This window comes from Thalassobius vesicularis, from assembly GCF_004799325.1.
In the GTDB taxonomy this organism is placed as follows: domain Bacteria; phylum Pseudomonadota; class Alphaproteobacteria; order Rhodobacterales; family Rhodobacteraceae; genus Thalassobius; species Thalassobius vesicularis.
This window is the reverse complement of the sequence record NZ_SSMD01000002.1, coordinates 264833-281996: the sequence shown is the minus strand read 5'-3', so window position 1 is coordinate 281996 and position 17164 is coordinate 264833. Positions and strand designations below refer to the sequence as shown.

17 protein-coding genes are annotated in these 17164 nt (G+C 63.8%); 12 read left to right on the top strand and 5 right to left on the bottom strand.

Annotation, left to right across the window (positions count from 1 at the left end; translation table 11 throughout):
- Window positions 1–76: 76 nt before the first annotated feature.
- The 4 genes from E7681_RS05130 to E7681_RS05115 all read left to right on the top strand — a co-directional run bounded on the left by E7681_RS05130 (window position 77) and on the right by E7681_RS05115 (window position 3261).
- Entirely contained in the window at window positions 77–445 is a 369-nt protein-coding gene (locus E7681_RS05130; protein WP_136338203.1) for a helix-turn-helix domain-containing protein, read from the top strand.
- Window positions 446–498: 53 nt separating this feature from the next.
- Window positions 499–1296, top strand: coding sequence for an inositol monophosphatase family protein (locus E7681_RS05125; RefSeq protein ID WP_136338202.1), 798 nt, complete (start codon window positions 499–501; stop codon window positions 1294–1296).
- A gap of 101 nt (window positions 1297–1397) precedes the next feature.
- The gene (locus tag E7681_RS05120) at window positions 1398–2732 is read left to right on the top strand and encodes an 8-oxoguanine deaminase (RefSeq protein WP_136338201.1); all 1335 of its coding nucleotides are present in this window, start codon (window positions 1398–1400) and stop codon (window positions 2730–2732) included.
- A 37-nt stretch (window positions 2733–2769) separates the two neighbouring features.
- Window positions 2770–3261, top strand: a complete 492-nt coding sequence (locus E7681_RS05115; RefSeq protein WP_136338200.1) for a CAP domain-containing protein — start codon at window positions 2770–2772, stop codon at window positions 3259–3261.
- On the opposite strand, the gene guaD is transcribed toward E7681_RS05115, so the two are convergent.
- Window positions 3219–4538, bottom strand: coding sequence for a guanine deaminase (guaD, locus tag E7681_RS05110; RefSeq protein ID WP_136338199.1), 1320 nt, complete (start codon window positions 4536–4538; stop codon window positions 3219–3221). The genes E7681_RS05115 and guaD overlap by 43 nt on opposite strands.
- A 129-nt stretch (window positions 4539–4667) precedes the next feature.
- Here guaD and mgtE point away from each other — a divergent pair, with 129 nt between their 5' ends.
- The 5 genes from mgtE to E7681_RS05085 all read left to right on the top strand — a co-directional run bounded on the left by mgtE (window position 4668) and on the right by E7681_RS05085 (window position 9852).
- Entirely contained in the window at window positions 4668–6065 is a 1398-nt protein-coding gene (mgtE, locus tag E7681_RS05105) for a magnesium transporter (protein WP_136338198.1), read from the top strand.
- Complete coding sequence (locus tag E7681_RS05100; protein ID WP_136338197.1) at window positions 6062–6619, top strand: 5-formyltetrahydrofolate cyclo-ligase; 558 nt, start codon at window positions 6062–6064, stop codon at window positions 6617–6619. The genes mgtE and E7681_RS05100 overlap by 4 nt, the downstream gene beginning before the upstream one ends.
- Window positions 6620–6649: 30 nt before the next feature.
- Window positions 6650–7117: an OsmC family protein gene (locus E7681_RS05095; protein ID WP_136338196.1), complete on the top strand. Its 468-nt coding sequence runs from the start codon at window positions 6650–6652 to the stop codon at window positions 7115–7117.
- A 48-nt stretch (window positions 7118–7165) separates the two neighbouring features.
- Window positions 7166–7978, top strand: coding sequence for a TIGR00282 family metallophosphoesterase (locus E7681_RS05090; protein WP_136338195.1), 813 nt, complete (start codon window positions 7166–7168; stop codon window positions 7976–7978).
- 95 nt (window positions 7979–8073) lie between these two features.
- Complete coding sequence (locus E7681_RS05085) at window positions 8074–9852, top strand: SLC13 family permease (protein ID WP_136338194.1); 1779 nt, start codon at window positions 8074–8076, stop codon at window positions 9850–9852.
- Between the two features lie 4 nt (window positions 9853–9856).
- Here E7681_RS05085 and E7681_RS05080 read toward each other — a convergent pair whose 3' ends face one another.
- On the bottom strand, window positions 9857–11629 hold the full coding sequence (locus E7681_RS05080; protein ID WP_136338193.1) for an SLC13 family permease: 1773 nt from the start codon (window positions 11627–11629) through the stop codon (window positions 9857–9859).
- A gap of 119 nt (window positions 11630–11748) precedes the next feature.
- On the opposite strand from E7681_RS05080, the gene E7681_RS05075 reads away from it, so the two are divergent.
- The 3 genes from E7681_RS05075 to E7681_RS05065 all read left to right on the top strand — a co-directional run bounded on the left by E7681_RS05075 (window position 11749) and on the right by E7681_RS05065 (window position 14533).
- A complete protein-coding gene (locus E7681_RS05075; RefSeq protein WP_136338192.1) occupies window positions 11749–12489 on the top strand; it encodes a YebC/PmpR family DNA-binding transcriptional regulator in 741 nt (246 codons plus the stop codon).
- Window positions 12490–12994: 505 nt separating this feature from the next.
- Window positions 12995–13588, top strand: a complete 594-nt coding sequence (locus E7681_RS05070) for a LysE/ArgO family amino acid transporter (protein WP_136338191.1) — start codon at window positions 12995–12997, stop codon at window positions 13586–13588.
- A gap of 39 nt (window positions 13589–13627) precedes the next feature.
- The gene (locus tag E7681_RS05065; RefSeq protein WP_136338190.1) at window positions 13628–14533 is read left to right on the top strand and encodes a DMT family transporter; all 906 of its coding nucleotides are present in this window, start codon (window positions 13628–13630) and stop codon (window positions 14531–14533) included.
- Here E7681_RS05065 and choV read toward each other — a convergent pair whose 3' ends face one another.
- The 3 genes from choV to E7681_RS05050 form a co-directional block, all read right to left on the bottom strand.
- Window positions 14534–15586, bottom strand: a complete 1053-nt coding sequence (gene choV, locus E7681_RS05060) for a choline ABC transporter ATP-binding protein (RefSeq protein ID WP_136338189.1) — start codon at window positions 15584–15586, stop codon at window positions 14534–14536. It lies immediately after the preceding gene.
- Window positions 15583–16419 carry a choline ABC transporter permease subunit gene (gene choW / locus E7681_RS05055; protein WP_136338188.1) on the bottom strand — a complete coding sequence of 279 codons (837 nt, stop codon included), beginning with the start codon at window positions 16417–16419 and terminating at the stop codon, window positions 15583–15585. The genes choV and choW overlap by 4 nt, the downstream gene beginning before the upstream one ends.
- Window positions 16420–16522: 103 nt before the next feature.
- On the bottom strand, window positions 16523–17143 hold the full coding sequence (locus E7681_RS05050; protein WP_136338187.1) for a LysE family translocator: 621 nt from the start codon (window positions 17141–17143) through the stop codon (window positions 16523–16525).
- Window positions 17144–17164 lie beyond the last annotated feature (21 nt).

Here is a 17164-nt window from a genome sequence, read left to right as displayed (position 1 = left end):
GTGTTCTTTTTACGTTTTGGTCAGGGAAGGTCTGCTAGGCCGTCCTGTGAGTGGTGGAACCAGTAGGGGATTATTCATGACGCATCCGGTGGACGTGCATGTAGGGCAGCGCATTCGGCACCATCGCTGGATGATGAGCATGACCCAGCAAGATCTGGCCGAAAAGGTCGGCATCAAATTCCAGCAGTTTCAGAAATACGAAACCGGGGCGAACCGCGTCAGTGCGTCTCGTCTCTGGGACATCGCAGAGGCGTTGGGCGTCAAGATCAGCTGCTTTTTCGAAGGCATCAACGACGACGCGCAGGCAGAGCAGATCACCGATGAAACCCGCGATCTGATGATGAACCGCGAGGCGCTGGATCTGATCCGCTCGTTCTATGCCATCCCCGAGGAACAGCGCCGCCGGTTGTTCGAATTGGCCAAGGTCTTGTCCGACGCCGCTTGAGCCACGCTGTTCGCTGGTGTAGGCGCTGAGATAGCGCAGCGCCGGAGGATACCATGACCGATCACGACAGCCTGATTGCCACGGCCCATGCTTTGGCCGATGCCGCCCGCGAGGCCGTTCGCCCCTGGTTCCGGCGTCCGGGCCTTGAGGCGGACAACAAGCTGTCGGCGGGCTTTGATCCGGTGACCGAGGGTGATCGCGCCGCCGAACGGGCCATGCGCGCGGTGCTGGCTGAAATGCGCCCCGACGACACGATCATCGGCGAGGAATTCGGCCGGACCGAAGGGCGCAGCGGTATTTCCTGGGTGCTGGACCCGATCGACGGCACGCGTGGGTTTCTGTCCGGCACGCCGACTTGGGGCGTGCTGATCGCCGCGTCGGATGCCTCGGGCCCGATTTTCGGCGTCATCGACCAACCCTATATCAAAGAGCGGTTCTGGGGCGGTCTGGGGCAGGCGCAGATGGACGGGCCGTTCGGGCCGCGCCCGCTGAACGTTCTGGGCTCGCGCCCGCTGTTGGACGCCATCGTGTTCACGACCTTCCCCGAAGTGGGTAGTGCCGCCGAAGGGCAGGGGTTCCATGACGTCGCCTCGAAATGCCGGCTGACGCGCTATGGGATGGATTGCTACGCCTATGCGCTGCTGGCCGCAGGTCAGATCGACCTGGTGATCGAGGCGGGATTGTCCAATTACGACGTGCAGGCACCCATTGCAGTGATTCAGGCGGCGGGCGGTCTGGTCACCGACTGGCAGGGTGGGCCGGCCCACGAAGGCGGGCGCATTCTGGCCGCTGCGGGGGCCGAACAACACGCCGAGGCGCTTAAAATTCTCAGCAATGTGCCTCTTGATTGATCGTTTGGTGCGTCCGATAAAGCGGTAACGGCGCGAGTCCTTTGTCCCTTTCTGTCGCGCCCTGTCACACTCTGACCGAAGGGGGCCAAAGGAGTGTGACCATGCGCGAAACCCTGATCCGCAATGCCGACCATATTCTGACGATGGACGATGACCGCCGCGAATTGCGCGGGGCGGATGTGTTGATCCGCGACGGGCAGATCGCTGCCATCGGGCACGGGCTGGTCACCCGCGGTGAGGTCGTCGAGGCGCGCGGCTGCGTCGTCACACCCGGCTTGGTGAACACGCACCACCACCTGTACCAGACCCTGACGCGCGCGGTGCCTGGCGGGCAGGATGCGCTGCTGTTCGGCTGGCTCAAGACGCTGTACCCGATCTGGGCGCGGTTCGGGCCCGAGGAGATGTTTACCTCGGCCCAGATCGGGCTGGCGGAACTGGCGCTGTCGGGATGCACGCTCAGCTCGGACCATCTGTATCTTTATCCCAATGGTGCGCGGCTTGAGGACACGATCCACGCCGCCGGCGAACTGGGCCTGCGGTTCCACCCCACGCGCGGAGCGATGAGCATCGGCGAAAGCGCCGGGGGCCTGCCGCCCGACAGCCTGGTCGAGCATGAGGCGGATATTCTGAACGACTGCATCCGCGTGGTGGACGCGTTCCACGATGCCTCGGACGGGTCGATGTGCCGGGTCGGGATCGCGCCGTGCTCGCCGTTTTCGGTCAGCCGAGAGCTGATGCGCGACGCCGCGCTGCTGGCGCGGGACAAGGGCGTGATGCTGCACACCCATCTGGCCGAGAACGACGAGGATATTGCCTATAGCCTGGAGAAATTCGGCTGCCGCCCCGGCCAATATGCCGAGGATCTGGGCTGGACGGGCGCGGATGTCTGGCACGCGCATTGCGTGAAACTGGACGGGCAAGAGATTGATCTGTTTGCGAAAACCCGCACGGGCGTGGCGCATTGCCCATGCTCGAACTGCCGTCTGGGCAGCGGGATCGCCCCGGTGCGCACGATGCGAGATGCCGGGGTCAAGGTCGCGCTGGGGGTCGACGGGTCGGCCAGCAACGACGCCGGTAACCTGATCGCCGAGGCGCGTCAGGCGATGCTGCTGCAACGGGTCTCGAAAGGGGCCGACGCGATGAGCGCGCGCGAGGCGCTGGAGATCGCCACCCGTGGCGGGGCCGAGGTGCTGAACCGCCCCGATTGCGGCCAGATCGCGCCGGGCAAACGAGCCGATATCGCGATCTGGGATGTGTCTGGGCTGGAAAGCGCCGGCAGCTGGGACCCCGCGGCATTGCTGTTGGCCGGGCCGATGAAGGTGCGGTATCTCTATGTCGAGGGGCGCCAGATCGTCCGCGACGGGCAGATCACGACGATTGATGTCGAGGCCCTGATCGCGCGGCAGGCGCGTCTGTTGTCCGGGCTCATGGCCTGATCCCAGCCGGTGTGTCGGCCAAAGGTTCGGAGGGAAGATGTTTAACGCAAAACGTGCCGTGATCTTGATGGCGTTTCTGGTTTCGGGGTGCTTTTCGACCGATCCGAACAAGGTCATGCCTCCGGCTAAGCCTACGCCGCCGGTTGCCCCGGTGGATGAGGTCAGTTTTGACAAGGCGCTGACCAAGGCGCGGCGCGCAGCGGGCGTGGGGGTGCTGACCGAGAACAAGGCGCTGGAGCGGTCCGCGACAGGCCATGCGAAGGACATGGAGCGGAAGGAATACCTGGCCCATGTGAACCCGGCGGGTCTGAATTTTGACAAGCGCATGCTGCGGGCAGGCTATTGCATCGCCTCGATGGCCGAGAACATCGCCGAAGGCCCGAAAACCGAGGCGGCGGTGTTCAAGATGTGGATGGACTCGCCTGCGCATCGCAAGAACATGCTGAACGGTAAGTACACGCAATACGGGCTGGCGCGGTCCGGCCGTTACTGGGTGCTGGACTTGGCGGGCCCCTGCGTGCGCAACTGACCAGCGACGTAAGTTGCTGAAATTGCACGATCATCACCCATCATGATGGTGGGGAAAATGGCCTCCCAGATGTCCTCGGCCCGTTCGGTGCGTTGGGCGATGGCGGGGGTCGAGGCGAGGTCCAGCACGACAATATCCGCCTCCATCCCCGGGGCCAGATTGCCGATCTTATCCTCCATCCGCATGGCGCGGGCAGACCCGGCGGTGGCCAGCCACAGCAGGTGCGCTGCGTGCAGCGGGTGGTGGCGCAGCTGGCCGATCTCATAGGCCGCGGCCATCGTCCGCAGCATCGAAAAGGACGACCCGCCCCCCGTATCCGTGGCCAGCCCGACGCGGTGCCCGGCCCCCATCATCGCGCCCATGTCGAACAGGCCCGAGCCGATGAAGGTGTTCGAGGTCGGACAATGGATCAGCGCGGCGTCAACCTCCAAAAGGCGGGATTTTTCGCGCTCTTCCAAGTGGATGGCGTGGCCGTACATGCCGCCGGGGCGCAGCAGTCCGTGTTCCTCGTAGGTGTCCAGATAGTCGCGCGCCTGCGGGTAGAGGGATTTAACCCATGCGATCTCGTCCACCTGTTCGGAGAGGTGGGTCTGCATCAGGCAATCCGGGTGCTCGCCCCAAAGCGCACCCAGGGCCGACAGCTGATCGGGCGTCGAGGTGGGGGAAAAGCGCGGGGTGATGGCATAGGATAGCCGGTCGACCCCGTGCCATTTTTCCAGCAGGCGTTTTGAGTCGTCATAGGCCGATTGCGCGGTGTCACGCAGGCCAACGGGGGCGGTGTCGCGGTCCATGCAGGTTTTGCCGGCCACCACGCGCATCCCGCGCGCCAGTGCCGCCTCGAAGATCGCGTCCACGCTGGTGGGGTGGATCGTGCAATAGCTGACAACGCTGGTGGTGCCGTTCGCCAGCACCAGATCCAGATAGCGCCCGGCGATTTCTGTCGCATAGGCGGGGTCGGCAAAACGCATCTCCTCGGGGAAGGTGTAGTGGTTCAGCCAGTCGATCAGCCGCTTGCCCCAGCTGGCGATGATCGCGGTCTGCGGGTAATGCACGTGGCTGTCCACGAAGCCCGCCATGATCAGCCCGTTGCCATGATCCGCCACCGCCGCCTGCGGATGACGCGCGCGCAGATCGTCGGCGGGGCCGACCTCGGCCACCTTGCCGGCGCGGATCAGAACGCCGCCGCGCGCCTCGTGCCGGGCGGCCTCGATTCCTTCGGCAAAGGGGTCTGCGTCAAAGCTCAGCACCTGCCCCAGCAGGAGGATGTCATCGGTCATGGCGGTTTCCTTTCCGCCCCACAGTATTGCGCGGCAAATCCAAGGTAAATCGCCCGCGCCCATTGTTTCCGCCCCTGACCTTCCGTTAAGAGGGGACGACGACAAAGCATTGGCAAATCGGGGGGCGAAATGAGCGAAGAGCACCAGATCGACGAACACCTGCCCGAAGAACCCGAAGAAGGCAGCTATGCGCTGGAGAAGCGCGCCGTCACCGCGATTCTGTATGCCGTTGACGTGGGCGATGCTGAACAGCTGAAAGAGCTGATGGAGCCGCTGCACGCGGCCGACATCGCCGACCTTCTGGAACAGCTGAACACCTACGATCGGCGCCGCCTGGTCGAGCTGTATGACCGCGAATTCGACGGGGAAATCCTGTCGGAACTGGACGAGGGCATTCGGGAAGAGATCATTTCGGTCCTGAAACCGCACGTTCTGGCCGAAGCTGTCCGCGAGATGGATTCGGATGACGTGGTGGACCTGGTCGAGGACCTGGACGAGCCGCAGCAGGAAGCCATCCTTGAGGCGCTGGAAGACGCCGACCGGGTTGCGGTCGAGCAGGCGCTGACCTATCCGGAATACTCGGCCGGTCGTCTGATGCAGCGCGAGGTCGTGACCGCGCCCGAACATTGGACCGTGGGCGACGCGATTGATTTCCTGCGGAATGCCGAGGAGCTGCCGGACCAGTTCTATCACGTGATTCTGGTCGATCCGCGGATGCATCCGATTGGCAACGTGACGCTGGGCAAGCTGATGTCCTCGCGCCGGACGGTGCCACTGAAGGACATCGTCGAGGACGTGTTCCAGGTGATCCCGGTCACCCAATACGAAGGCGACGTGGCCTATGCGTTCAACCAGTACCACCTGATTTCCGCCCCCGTCGTGGACGAGGCGGACCGTCTGGTCGGCGTCATCACCATCGACGACGCGATGGCCGTGCTGGACGAAGAACACGAGGAAGACATCCTGCGTCTGGCCGGTGTGAGCGACGAAGCCAGCCTGTCGGATACCATCCTTGAGGCCGCAAAAGGCCGCGCGCTGTGGCTGTTCGTGAACCTGCTGACGGCGATTCTGGCCTCGCTTGTGATTGATATCTTCGCCGAGACGATTAACCAGATGGTGGCGCTGGCAGTGCTGATGCCGATTGTCGCCTCGATGGGCGGCAATGCAGGGACGCAGACCATGACGGTGACGGTGCGGGCGCTGGCCACGCGCGACCTGACGGCGCAGAACGCGATGCGTGTGGTCGGGCGCGAGGTGTCCGTCGGTGCGCTGAACGGGGTGCTGTTCGGGCTGATCATGGCGCTGGTCGCGGGCTTCTGGTTCGGGGCGCCGATGCTGGCGGCGGTGATCGGCGTGGCGATGTTGCTGACGCAGGTCTCGGCGGCGATTGGCGGTATCGTGATCCCGATGGCGCTGGACCGGTTCGGGATCGACCCGGCGCTGGCCTCGGGGCCGTTCGTGACGACGGTGACGGATGTGGTCGGCTTCTCGGCCTTTCTGGGGCTGGCCGCCTCGGTGATGATGTGACGGATCTGGCTGCGCAAAAGGCCGCTGCACGCAAGGCCGCCTTTGCCCGCCGCAAGGCTGCGCATGAGGCCGGCCTGGTGGGCCGCGCCGCGCATCTGTCCGAGGTTCTGGCTGGCTATCGTGGCGTGCCGCTGGCCGGTTACATGCCGATCCGTACCGAGATCAGCCCGCTGCCCGCGATGGAGGAGGCCTCGGCCCACGGCATCGTCGGCGTGCCGGTGATCACGGGCGAAGGCCAGCCGCTGGTGTTTTCCCGGTGGGAACCGGGCTGTGCTATGCGTGACGGCCCGTTTGGCGCGCAAATCCCTGCGGTAGATGACTTTTTCGAACCCGAGATCCTGATCGTTCCGCTGGTGGCCTTTGATCGCAAGGGCGGGCGGCTGGGCTATGGCGGCGGCTTTTACGACCGCACGCTGGAGCTGCTGCGCGCCAAACGCGCGACGCTGGGCATCGGCTTTGCCTATGCCGCGCAAGAGGCGGACGACCTGCCGCTGGAACCCACCGATCAGCCGCTGGACATGATCGTCACCGAACAGGGTATCCTGAGTTTCTGAGCGCCCCAGCGGCGCCAATAGGAGGGCCGCATGGCAGAACACAGCTACTCTTCTCGCATCGTCTGGACCGGCAATCGTGGCGAGGGGACGGCGCATTACCGCGCCTATGACCGCACCTGGAACATCGAGACGCCGGGAAAGCCGGTCGTGGAATGCTCGAACGATCCGCTGCTGGGCGGCGATCCGACCAAGCCCAACCCCGAGGACCTGTTGATCTCGGCCCTCAGCGCCTGTCACATGCTGTGGTATCTGCACTACGCCAGCGATGCGGGCATCCGCGTGCTGGGCTACGAAGACAGCCCCGACACGGTGGGCGAGGTGCTGCCCTCGGGCGCGGGTCGATTCCTGCGCGCGACCCTGCGGCCCCGGATCACTTTGGCGTCTGGTAGCGACACTTCGGCGGCGGACGCAATCCACGGGCGCATCCACGACGTGTGTTTCATCGCGCGCTCGGTCAGTTTCCCGGTGTCCTACGCGGCGACATATCACGTGGGCTAAGGCGAGTTCCCTCTTGCCTGCGGCGGGGCGGGGGCCTAGGCAGGTCGCATGAAAATACTGTTTCTTGGCGATGTGATGGGGCGGGCCGGTCGGCGCGCTGTAACGGAAAACCTGCCGCGGCTGCGCGACGAGTGGAAGCTGGATTTCGTCGTGGTCAACGGCGAGAACGCCAGCAACGGCGCGGGGCTGAGCGGCGATCACGCCAAGCTGCTGCTGGATGCGGGCGCTGACGTGGTGACGCTGGGCGACCATGCCTTCGACCAGAAGGATATGCTGCAATTCATCGAGAAAGAGCCACGCATCCTGCGCCCGCTGAACTATGCCAAGGGCGCGCCGGGTATGGGTGCGCGGGTCTATCAGGACGGGCGTGGGCGCAAGATCCTGGTCGCGCAGGTGCTGGGCAACGTGTTCATGAAACGCGCCTTTGACGATCCGTTCTCGACCATCGACGAGGTGCTGCGCAAGCACCCGCTGGGCGGGGCCGTACAGGCGGCGCTGGTCGATGTGCATTGCGAGGCGACCAGTGAAAAGATGGGCATGGGCCATTTCTGCGACGGGCGCGCCAGCCTGATCGTGGGCACCCACACCCATGTGCCGACCAGCGACACCCAGATCCTGCCGCGCGGCAGTGCCTTCCAGTCGGATGCGGGGATGTGCGGCGATTACGACTCGGTCATCGGCATGGAAAAGACCGAGCCGCTGCGCCGCTTCGTGACTGGCATGGTCAAGGCGCGATTCAGCCCGGCCGAGGGCGAAGCTACCCTGTCGGGCGTCTATGTCGAGACCGACGATCGCACCGGATTGGCCAAGGAAGTGCGCATGATCCGCCAAGGCGGACGTTTGCAGCAGGCGGGTCTTTGACGCAGGCGCATTTTATGCGCTCGCATCGTGCCGACCCTTGCCCGTGTGCGGCGCTTCGGCGAAACTGACTCGGCTGTTTTGATCTAGGAGGTCGCATGGACCTGTTTCACCTGTCGCAGTCCACGCAGGCGATTTTGACGCTGCTGGTGCTGGTTGGCATGTTCGCCATGTTCGTGAAAGAGGTCTTTCCGACCGAGGTCGTCGCGATCGCAGGAACAGCATTGATGCTGGTGCTGGGCCTGCTGCCCTACAAGGCCGCGCTGGGGGTTCTGTCGAACCCGGCGCCCTGGACCATTGCCATGATGTTCATCGTGATGGGCGCCTTGGTGCGTACCGGCGCGCTGGATGCGTTTACGGTGCTGGCGGACCGGCAGGCGCGCTCGAAACCCAAGCTGGCGATCGCGATGCTGCTGGTGTTCGTTGTGCTGGCCTCGGCGATCATGAACAACACGCCGGTTGTCGTGGTGATGATCCCGGTCTTCGTGCAGCTGTCCTCGACCATGGGGATTGCCGCCAGCCGGTTGCTGATCCCGCTGTCCTATGCCGCGATCATCGGGGGCACGCTGACGCTGGTCGGCACCTCGACCAACCTGCTGGTTGACGGTGTGGCGCGCTCCAAGGGGATGGAGGGGTTCTCGATCTTCGAAGTGACGCCGTTGGCGGTGATCCTGGTGCTTTGGGGGATGATCTACCTGACCGTGTTCGGAAAACTGCTGCTGCCCGAGCGCACCAGCATGGCCAACATGCTGTCGAACAAAAGCCGGATGAAGTTCTTTACCGAAGCGGTCATTCCCCCCGAATCCAACCTTGTCGGCCGAGAGGCGCTGGGGGTTCAGCTGTTCAAACGCGAAGGCGTGCGGCTGATCGACGTCATCCGTGGCGACCAGTCGCTGCGACATGAGCTGGAAGGCGTCACGCTTCGGGTCGGTGACCGCGTGGTGTTGCGGACCCAGATGACCGAGCTGCTGAGCCTGCAACGCAACAAGAGCCTGAAGCGCGTGGATCAGGTTTCGGCCGTGGAAACGCAGACGGTCGAGGTGCTGATCACCCCGGGCTGCAAGATGGTGGGGCGCTCGCTGGGTTCGATGCGTCTGCGCCGTCGCTACGGTGTCTATCCGCTGGCCGTGCACCGGCGGAACCAGAACATCGGTTCGAAACTGCAAGAGCTGGTGGTGCGCGTGGGCGACACGCTGCTGCTGGAAGGCGCGCCCGAGGATATTCAGCGTCTGGCCGCGGATATGGACATGGTGGATGTGACGCATCCCTCGGCCAAGGCGTTCCGCCGTGCGCAGGCCCCCGTGGCGATTGCCGCGTTGTTGGGCGTCGTGGTGCTGGCCGGGCTGGGCATCGCCCCGATCCTGCTGTTGTCCACATTGGCCGTCGCCGTGGTGCTGCTGACCCGCTGCATCGACTCGGACGAGGCGTTTTCCTACGTGGATGGCCGCTTGCTGGCGCTGATCTTTGCCATGCTGTCGATTGGCGCCGCGCTGGACCATACCGGCGCGATCCAGTTGGTTGTCGGCGCGATCGAGCCATGGCTGTCCGTACTGCCACCGGTGCTGGTGATCTGGGCGATCTACCTGCTGACCTCGATCCTGACCGAGATGGTGTCGAACAACGCCGTCGCCGTGGTGATGACGCCCATCGCCATCGGGCTGGGGCAGGCGATGGGGGTGGACCCGCGCGCGCTGGTGGTTGCGGTGATGATCGCCGCCTCGTGCAGCTTTGCCACGCCCATCGGCTATCAGACCAACATGCTGGTTTATGGCCCGGGCGGGTACAAGTTCACCGACTTCCTGCGTGTCGGCATTCCGCTGAACCTGACGATGGGGATGCTGGCCTCGGTGCTGATCCCGATGTTCTTTCCGCTCTGAGGGATCAGAGCGGCCAGAAGATCAGGATCAACGGGATCGAGACGGCCACGACCAGAAGCTCCAACGGCAGGCCCATGCGCCAGTAATCGCCAAAGCGATAGCCGCCGGGGCCCAACACCAGCGTGTTGTTCTTGTGCCCGATCGGCGTCAAAAAGGCCGAGGACGCGGCAATCGCCACCGCCATCAGGAACGGATCGGGGCTGACGCCCAGCTGTTGCGCCATCGTGATGCCGATGGGGGCCGCGACAATGGCCGTGGCGGTGTTGTTCAGCACATCCGACAGCGTCATCGTCACCACCATCAGCACGGTCAGGATGGCCCATGCGGGCATCCCTGCGGTCAGGTCCACCAGCGCGCCCGCGATCAATTGCGTGCCGCCTGACGTCTCCAGCGCCGCCCCCAGCGGAATCATCGAGCCCAGAAGGACGACGACCGGCCATTCGATATGATCGTAGAGCTCCTCCAGCGGCATGATGCGGGTCAGCACGTAGGCCACGACCACAAGGCCAAGGGCGATGGGCAGGTAGATCAGGCCGATGCTGGCGGCCAGAACGGCGCCCGCGAACAGGCCGATGGCCAGCCAGGTTTTGGAGTTCTCGGTCACGGTCAGCCCGCGCTCGGCCAGCGGCAGGACGCCCAGCCAGTCCAGCACGTCGGCGGCGGCACCGCGCGGGACCAGCAGCAACAGAATGTCACCCGGCAGCACTTGCGTCTTGCGGACCTGATCGCGGATCGCCTGACCCTGACGCGAGATGCCCAACAGGACAGTGCGCTGACGCCATGCCAGACCGATCCCCTGCGCCGTGCTGCCGACCAGACGGGATTCCTGCGGCACGACGGCCTCGATGATGTCCAGCCCTTCGCCGTCCGCCTTCAGCAGCGCCTCGCGCTTTTCGTCGGAAAAGGCCAGCGACAGGGCCGAGCGGAACTCGTCCAGTGCGGCTGGGGCGGCCTCCAGCACCAGTGCGTCGCCAGCCTGCAGGGTGCTGTAGCGCGAGCGGCCATAGCGGCGTTTGCCGTCGCGGATCAGGCCAATGATGACGACGTCGGCTTTCTCGGCTTCCTCGTACAGCTCCTCGACCCGTTTGCCGATTAGTTTTGAGGCGTCGGGAATGGTCAACTCGGCGATATAAGCGCCCAGATCGGCCACCTGCGCGGTGGCGTCGTCCCGCTTGGGGATCAGCCGCCAGCCGATGAACGCCACGAAGATCAGCCCCGCAACCGCCGTCAGACCGCCCACGGGGGCAAAGTCGAACATGTGAAACGGCTCGCCCAGCGATTCCTCGCGGATGGCGGCGATGATGATGTTGGGGGGGGTGCCGATCAACGTGGCCATGCCGCCCAGAATGGTGGCAAAGCTCAGCGGCATCAGGCTCAGGCCGGGGTTGCGCCCGGCCTTGTGGGCGGTCTGGATGTCCACCGGCATCAGCAGTGCCAGCGCCGCGACGTTGTTCATGAAGGCCGACAGCACGCCGCCGATCCCGCCCATCAGCGCGATATGCCCGCCCAGGGCGCGGCTGCTGTCCACCAGCGTGCGCGTGATCAGGAACACCGCGCCCGACCGCACCAGCCCGGCCGAGACGATCAGAACCAGCGCCACCACCAGCGTGGCCGAATGCCCAAAGCCCGAAAACGCGTCCTTGACGGGAATCACCCCCAGCACCACGCCCAGAAGCAGCGCGCTGAACGCCACCAAGTCGTAGCGGTAGCGCCCCCACAAAAGCAGGACAAAGACGCCGCCGAACAGGGAAAACAGGATGATCTGGTCATTGGTCATGGCAAAGGCTCCTTTCGGCCAGACAATCGCAGCGCAGAAGCGAACGCAACCACCTTGCGGCCCCTCCCTGCCGTGGCATATAGAGGCGCGACGCAATTTTACTGATGAGGGAGGCACCGATGGCCGGCCACTCAAAATGGGCAAACATCCAGCATCGCAAGGGCCGGCAGGACGCCGCTCGCTCGAAGCTGTTCTCGAAATTCTCGAAAGAGATCACCGTCGCCGCAAAGATGGGTGATCCCGACCCCGACAAGAACCCGCGCCTGCGCCTAGCGATCAAGGAAGCCAAGTCGCAGTCCATGCCCAAGGACAACATCGAACGCGCCATCAAGAAGGCCGTCGGTGGCGAGGGCGAAGCCTACGAAGAAATCCGCTACGAAGGCTACGGCCCGAACGGCGTTGCGGTGATCGTCGAGACGATGACCGACAACCGCAACCGCACCGCCTCGAATGTGCGCTCGCTGTTCACCAAGCACGGCGGCAACCTGGGCGAGACCGGCTCGGTTGGCTTCATGTTCGACCGCAAGGGCGAGATCAGCTATCCGGCTTCGGTCGGTGACGCCGACACCGTGATGATGGCCGCGATCGAAGCGGGCGCCGAGGATGTCGAAAGCACCGAAGAAGGCCATGTGATCTGGTGCGCCGACACCGACCTGAACGAGGTCTCGACCGCACTGGAATCCGAACTGGGCGAGTCGGACTCGACCAAGCTGGTGTGGAAGCCGCAGACCACGACCGAGCTGGGTCTGGAAGACATGCAAAAGCTGATGAAGCTGCTGGATGCCCTGGAAGACGATGACGACGTGCAGCGCGTCACCTCGAATTTCGAGGCGTCGGACGAGGTGATGGAGCAGCTCTGATCCCCAAACAGGATCAACGCGATTTGGCCGGCCCTTCGGGGCCGGTTTCTTTTTGACTCAAAGGCTTTCGTGCCGAAGCTCATCCAGATCGGATTTTGCGGTCCTTGGATGCGGCAAAAGAGGCCGAAAAGTTATCCCCAACATCCATTGTTTTGGCATCAGAAATGGCTTTTGAAAAAGAGTCCTTTTTTGCAAAGATTCCGTTAAAGCTAGCCGCCAGTTTTATCGAAAACCGATATTGAAGTTCTTATCCACAGACGAGGTCCAAGTGTGTGGACAGTTTTGTGGATAAATTTACATGCGGGCTTCATCGCCTCACTCTGCGGATTTTCGGCTCATCTCTACGAGAGAGCGCGCGCCTGTCGTAGCTTCGCTCTGAAAGTGGTTGATATTGAACGCAGAACCCGCGCATCGCCGGATTCAGTCTGGCCGCCGCAATCGGTTTCATTTAGGTCTATGCAGGCAACCGGAATGGGTCCGGTTGGTCTGATCGGCGAGGAACGTCATGGAATCTGCCCTTGCAGGCTTCGCACTCGGCTTGTCGCTGATCATGGCGATCGGCGCGCAGAATGCTTTCGTTCTGCGGCAGGGCATTCGGCGCGAGTATGTCTTTGCGGTCTGCCTGACCTGTGCGCTGTCCGATGCGATCCTGATCGCGGCCGGTGTATCCGGCTTTGGCATTCTGGTGACCAAGATGCCCTGGCTGGAGCCGCTGATGCGTTGGGGCGGCGCGGCCTTTCTGATCGTCTACGGGGCGCGGAGCTTTCGCGCGGCGTGGCAGGGGGGCGAGCATCTGGACGCTGCGGAAACCGGACGGTCCAGCCTGAAGGGCGTGCTGCTGACGTGCCTGCTGCTGACTTGGGCCAACCCCCATGTCTATCTGGATACGGTCGTCCTGTTGGGCTCGGTCGCGTCGCAATATCCGGATCGGTTGCCCTTTGCCCTGGGCGCCATGACGGCAAGCTTTCTGTTCTTCTTCTCGCTGGGCTACGGGGCGCGGCTGCTGGCCCCCCTGTTCCGGCGTCCGGTCGCCTGGAGGGTGCTGGACGTGTTCGTCGGCCTGGTGATGTGGAGCGTTGCGGCCAGTCTGATCCTCTAGCCTCTTGCGGCGGCGCAGAAACCGTGAATTAGTACACATATGAACGATCAAGCCCAATCCCGCCCCGTCCTTGGTGTCCTCTGGATGCTGGTCACCGGGTTGCTGTTCGTATGTGTCACGGCGCTGGTGAAAACCCTGGGTCCGGTTATCCCGGCGGCTGAGGCGGCGTTTCTGCGCTATGCCATCGGTCTGATCTTCGTCATACCGATGCTGCGCCCAATCCTGAAAGCCAAACTGACGCGCCGCCAGTGGGGGCTGTTTGCCCTGCGGGGGCTGGCGCATTCCGGTGGGGTGGCCCTGTGGTTTTACGCGATGGCGCGCATTCCGATCGCGGACGTGACGGCGATGAACTACATGTCGCCGATCTACGTGACGCTCGGCGCGGCCTTATTTCTGGGCGAAAAACTGGCACTGCGCCGTATTCTGGCAGTCGTGATCGCGCTTGTCGGGGCTGTCATCATCCTGCGCCCCGGCTTTCGCGAAATCGGCCACGGCCATGTGGCGATGCTGATCGCGGCGGTGGTTTTTGGCGCCTCGTACCTGCTGGCCAAACTCCTGAGCGATGAGACCAGCCCGATCATCGTTGTCGGCATGCTGTCGATTTTCGTGACGATCGGGTTATTCCCGATGGCGCTGTCGAATTGGGTCACGCCCAGCTGGCATGCCTTGGGCATGTTGGCGGCCGTGGCCTGCGTGGCGACGGCGGGGCATTACACGATGACGCTGGCCTTTGCGGCGGCGCCCATCACGGTGACGCAGCCGGTTACGTTCCTGCAGCTGCTTTGGGCCTGCTTGCTGGGCTACTTCGTGTTCGACGAAGGGCTGGACCTTTGGGTGGTCGTCGGCGGGGGCGTGATCCTGGGCTCGGTCAGTTTCATCACCTGGCGCGAGGCGGTGCTGAAGCGCCGGATGCGGACGCCGCCCGCCATCGCCACCAAGGTCTGATCACGCGCCGCGCGGGTCCAGCAGTTTCTCCATGATCGATTCCGGGGTGATGTGGCCCAGCACCGTGTCGCCGTCGACCACGTTGACCAGCCCACCGGCCGAGGCCTTCATCACGTCCCTGACGGGCGCATCCGGGGCCACGTTGACCGTCGCCTCTGCCGTGCCCTGTTGCATCACATCCCGTGCGCAGAGAACCCCAAGCGGGTTCATATGTGCAACGAAATCAGCCACATAGTCGGTTGCCGGCGCGGTAAAGATCTCTTGCGGGGTGCCGCATTGGACGATCCGGCCTCCCTCCATGATGGCGATGCGATTGCCGATCTTAAAGGCTTCGTCCAGGTCGTGGCTGACGAAGATGATGGTGCGTTTGAGGGACTTTTGCAGCTCTAGCAATTCGTCTTGAAGGTGCGCGCGGATCAGCGGGTCGAGCGCCGAGAACGGTTCGTCCATCAGCAGGATCGGAGCCTCGGTTGCAAAGGCGCGGGCCAGGCCGACGCGTTGTTGCATGCCGCCCGACAGCTCTCCGACGCGGCGATCGGCCCAGTTGGCCAGGCCGACCAGCTCTAGTTGGGCGTTGACGCGGTCGTTGCGCTCGGCCTTGGCCATGCCGGCCAGTTCCAGGCCCAGGCCGACGTTTTCGCGGACGGAACGCCAGGGCAGCAGGCCGAATTGTTGGAATACCATCGCAACGCGGTGCATCCGGATGCGCCGCAGGGTGGCCTTGTCCGCGTCCGAGACGTTGACCAGCGCGTTCCCGTCGCACACCCAGGTCGCCCCGCGCACCACCGGGTTGAGGCCGTTGACCGCGCGCAGAAGGGTCGATTTGCCCGAGCCCGACAGGCCCATCAGCACGAGGATTTCACCCTCTTTCACCTCGAGTGAGCAGTTGTGGACGCCCAGCACCTGACCGGTTTCCGACTGTACCTGCGCCCGGGTCTGACCCTGGTCCATCAGGGGCAGCGCCTGGTCGGGATGGTCGCCGAAAACGATCGACACATTGTCGAATTTCACTGCGATTCCAGCGGTTTGAGAGGAAGAGGTTACATGAGTCATTTGTCACGCTCCACACGCAGCATACGGTCGAGAAGGATGGCCAGCACCACGATCACGAAGCCGGATTCAAAGCCAAGCGCGGTGTTCACCTGGTTCAGTGCGCGCACCACCGGCACGCCCAAACCATCGGCGCCGACGAGGGCCGCAATGACCACCATCGACAGCGACAGCATGATCGTCTGGTTCAGGCCGGTCATGATCTGGGGCAGGGCGTAGGGCAGTTCGACTTTCATCAGGGTTTGGTGCGGCGTCGCGCCAAACGCCTGCGCCGCTTCGAGCAAAGATTTCGGGGTCGAGGTCACGCCCAGATGGGTCAAACGGATCGGTGCGGGCAGCACGAAGATCACCGTAGCGATCAGGCCGGGCACCATGCCGATGCCAAAAAACACAATGGCTGGAATAAGATAGACGAAAGTCGGCAAGGTTTGCATCAGGTCCAGCACGGGACGCATGGCTTGGTAGAGTTTGGGGCGGTGGGCGGTGGCGATGCCGATGGGGACGCCCAGACCCATGCACACCACGCAAGAGGAGAGCACGAGGGTCAGCGACTCGGTCGTTTCCTCCCAATAATCCTGGTTGAGGATGAACAGAAACCCGACCGCCACGGTCGCCGCCGGTTTCCAGTTGCGCTGCAGCAGCCAGGTCAGGCCCGCGAATATCGCAATGATTACAAGTGGATGGGGTGTCTGAAGCACCCAGAGGATCGCCTCGATCAGGTTCTCCAACGCGTCAGAGAGGTTGTCGAAGAACAAAGCCCCATGCAGTTGGAACCAGTCGAAGATCTTTGCGGCAAGCTTGCCGACGGGGATTTTTGTCTCTGTGATCCAGTCCATTTTTCCGTCTCTGTTCACCCGCAGCGCGGGGCGTTAACGGACGCGTAACCGCCCGGATTGTAAGATTCTCTCCGAAAAACGTACGTCGTTTCCGGAGCCACGTTCAGCCGCGTGGCGACAGCACCAATGCCAGGCCCGAGGCGATCAGGAACCCGCCGACGCCGCGGTTCAGCAGGTGCAGCCGCAGCGGCGTCAACACGGAGGACATCGCCCAACCCAACCCCGAATAGAGCGCGGCGGCCAACAGCTCGAGCGCGAGGAACCACAGGCCGAGTTCGACGAATTGCCCGGCGACGGGCGCGTTGAAATCGACGAATTGCGGCAGGAAGGCCGTGAAGATCGCGATCGCCTTGGGATTGCCGATGGCGATCAGGAAATCCTGCCGGGCCAGCGCCCGCAAACGCGCATCACGCGGCGCGACGGGGGCGGCTGCGTCAGGCGCAGGGGTGCGCCAGAGCTTCCAGCCGACATAGGCCAGATAGGCGGCACCGGCATATGCGACGACGGTGAAGGCGGCCTCGGACGCGGCCAGCAGCATCCCCATGCCCAAGCCGACCAGCGCGATCATCGCGGCAAAGGCGGGCAGGCGGCCGACGCTGCCCGCAACGGCGCGCGTAAAGCCCAACCGTGAGGCGTTCGAGAAGGACAGCAGGTTGTTCGGCCCGGGCGCCGCATTCAGCGCAAAACAGGCCGGCACGAAAAGCATGAGCGAGGTCAGCGTCATGGCGGGGCGTTCCCTAAAGGT